Annotated in this window: 3 protein-coding genes; 1 reads left to right on the top strand and 2 read right to left on the bottom strand. The window is 32.1% G+C overall.

Features of this window, described 5'->3' with window-relative positions; genetic code table 11:
* Window positions 1–181 precede the first annotated feature (181 nt).
* Both ACEN31_RS11330 and spxA read right to left on the bottom strand, forming a co-directional pair.
* Complete coding sequence (locus ACEN31_RS11330) at window positions 182–874, bottom strand: adaptor protein MecA (protein ID WP_407094105.1); 693 nt, start codon at window positions 872–874, stop codon at window positions 182–184.
* Window positions 875–1,042: 168 nt separating this feature from the next.
* Window positions 1,043–1,441, bottom strand: a complete 399-nt coding sequence (spxA, locus tag ACEN31_RS11325) for a transcriptional regulator SpxA (protein ID WP_138404023.1) — start codon at window positions 1,439–1,441, stop codon at window positions 1,043–1,045.
* 376 nt (window positions 1,442–1,817) lie between these two features.
* Between spxA and trpS the strand changes: the two genes are divergently transcribed.
* Window positions 1,818–2,807 carry a tryptophan--tRNA ligase gene (gene trpS / locus ACEN31_RS11320; RefSeq protein ID WP_407109461.1) on the top strand — a complete coding sequence of 330 codons (990 nt, stop codon included), beginning with the start codon at window positions 1,818–1,820 and terminating at the stop codon, window positions 2,805–2,807.
* Window positions 2,808–2,928: the final 121 nt, after the last annotated feature.

The raw sequence follows: 2,928 nt of genomic DNA, 5'->3' as shown, positions 1-2,928 counted from the left end.
ATTCCACGGAAATCCTTACACTACCGAACACCGTTGGAAGTATTTTTGAGTTACTTAGATGAAGCAGTTTTGTCTAGCTTAATTTGACAAATCAAAATACATAAAAAAGAGGCTTTTCCATTATTACAATTTCATTAAAAAAGAGCCAACGGAAATTTTCCATTGGCTCTTATAAATATTATCAGAAATTTTCTCCAAAATACTTCAATGCATCCTTGCTTCGTAACATGTCTCCATGTTCTTGAAGGATTGCTTCAGTTACTTTGACTTTTTCACCATACTCAAACATAGTTAAAAGTTTGTTGTACGCGTATTCTTCAACAATTGAAGAATCAACATAGTTAATGACTAAGTAATAATTTGAATTCATATGATAAAAGTCTGCACGAATCAAATCAGTGGTTACTTCTCTCGATAACTTAAGAAAATCCTCTAAGTCAGCAAATTTAATAATTTCACCTTCAACTGATTTTACATCTTCAGTTTCTTGAATACTCTCTTCATTTTCAAATAAATCTAAGATTGTCTTCTCTTTTTTATTATCATCTTTATTTGATTCATTTTCATTCATTTCTCGTTTACGCTCTATGAGATGTTTAGTTAATTCATCTTCCCATATTTCATCCATTTCATCAAAATTTGTTCGGCTTATATATAATTCCAAACCTTCTTTATTAGGCATTACTTGGAAAGTGACAGCTTCTGATTCCTGAAAGTGCTTATCAACATCTACCTCTTCTAAAATTGAGTAGAAAAATCTTTCAATCGTCTTTTGATCACCAACTAAATCTAGGAAATCAATTCCTCGCTCTTCCAAGTCTTCCTGTCTAATTGACACTTTAATTAAATTTTCATTAATGTGTTCCATTTCCATATCCGTACACCTCCTTAGATCTTCTTACATCTATTATACGAATAATCTAGCAATACACAAATCATTAGTGTTACGTTATCATACCAATCAGAATGTCATGTTTCAAGTAAAAAAGACAAAAAAACCGATTAATAAATAATCGGTCATAGTTATAATAAAAAATGGTTTTTATTCGTTAACCAATGCGCGTGCTTTTTGTAATTCTAATGCACGAACTGCACGTGGTAAGAAACGACGAATTTCATCTTCATTGTATCCAATTTGTAGTCTTTTATCATCAATGATAATTGGTCTACGCAACAGCCCAGGTTGCTCTTGAATCATTTCGAAGAAATCATTTAAAGGAATCTCACTTAATTCTACATCTAATTCAGAATATGCTTTTGAACGAGTAGAAACAATATCCTCTGTCCCATTTTCTGTCATTCGTAAAATTGACTTAATTTCTGTGATTGATAATGGTTCAGTAAAAATATTACGCTCCTCATAAGGAATTTCATTTTCTTCTAACCATGTGCGAGCTTTTCGACATGAGGTACAGCTTGGAGTGATGTATAAAGTAACCATAATATAGTTGCTCCTTTCAATTTTGACAAAGTTAGCTAAAACTTTGCGGCTCCTGTTTAGTACGTTAGCAGCTCTTTTGTGAAATAATAAAGTGATACAAAAACAATAGTGTTATACTTTTAATGAAGTATGTTTTCACAATCTGTATTGCTTTATGTTTAATAGTATAGCATTTTCAAATGAAAAAATCAATCTTACTTCTAATCATCTCTTTAGACTATATTAAGAATTCATCATTAATTCACAAAGTCATTATTCATTAACACACTAAGATTTACAGGTCATTAAGATTTTTTATTTTTGTTCTTTGTCAATAAATACGTTATAATGCTAATATAATTTAAGAAATATTTAATATTTGAAAAGAGGTATTTTTATGAAAGAAAAAGTTTTTTCTGGAGTGCAACCTTCGGGAATCCCCACAATTGGTAATTATATTGGTGCTATGAAAGGCTTTGTTGACTTACAAGATTCTTACGACGCTATCTATTCTATCGTTAATCAGCATGCCATCACAGTACCACAAGATCCAAAAATATTAAAACAAATGACACGTCAATTGGCTGCTTTATACTTAGCCATTGGTATTGATACAAAAAAAGCGATTCTATTCGTTCAATCTGATGTCCCTGCTCATGCTCAAATGGCATGGATTATTCAATGTATGACTGGTTTAGGTGAGTTAGAACGTATGACTCAATTTAAAGATAAAGCTAGAAAGCAAGAAGCTGTTAATGCTGGTTTATTAGCTTACCCAACATTAATGGTTGGAGATATTGTCTTATATGATGCTAATTTTGTTCCAGTCGGAGACGATCAAAAGCAACATTTAGAATTAACACGTAACTTTGTTGACCGCTTTAATTCTCGCTATAATGATGATCTATTAGTTAAACCTGAACCACTTATACCTGAAGAAGGCGGACGTATTATGAGCTTGCAAGATCCAACAAGCAAGATGAGTAAGTCAGATACAAATACAAAATCATTTGTATCTATGTTAGATACACCAAAACAAATCACTAAGAAAATTAAGAGTGCCGTAACGGATTCTATTGGTGAAGTGAACTATGATAAAGAAAATCAACCTGCTGTAGCGAACTTATTACAAATCTACGCAAGCTTCAGTGGAAAATCTATTGACTCAATCGTTTCTGATTATAGTTGCCAAGGCTATGGTAACTTCAAAGGTGATCTAGCTGACTTAGTTGTTTCAACGCTAGAACCTATCCAAGAACGTTATGAATCACTATTAACAAGTTCAGATTTAGACGATATCTTACAAGACGGAGCGAAACGAGCTTCTGCTATCGCTGAGTCTACATTGAGTCGTGTCGAAAAAACAATTGGCTTAACTTATTCCTGAATAATTCATAGTTTTACTAATAGTCTTTCCTAACATTGATTTAATAGTCTTTAAAGTAATCTGCTTCATCACCCATTAGGTGATGAAAAAAGACCCCCTTTCTGATATGGTTAATTCACCA

Source organism: Ruoffia sp. FAM 26255 (assembly GCF_045528525.1).
In the GTDB taxonomy this organism is placed as follows: Bacteria; Bacillota; Bacilli; order Lactobacillales; family Aerococcaceae; genus Ruoffia; species Ruoffia tabacinasalis.
This window is presented reverse-complemented; position numbering and strand designations above follow the sequence as displayed.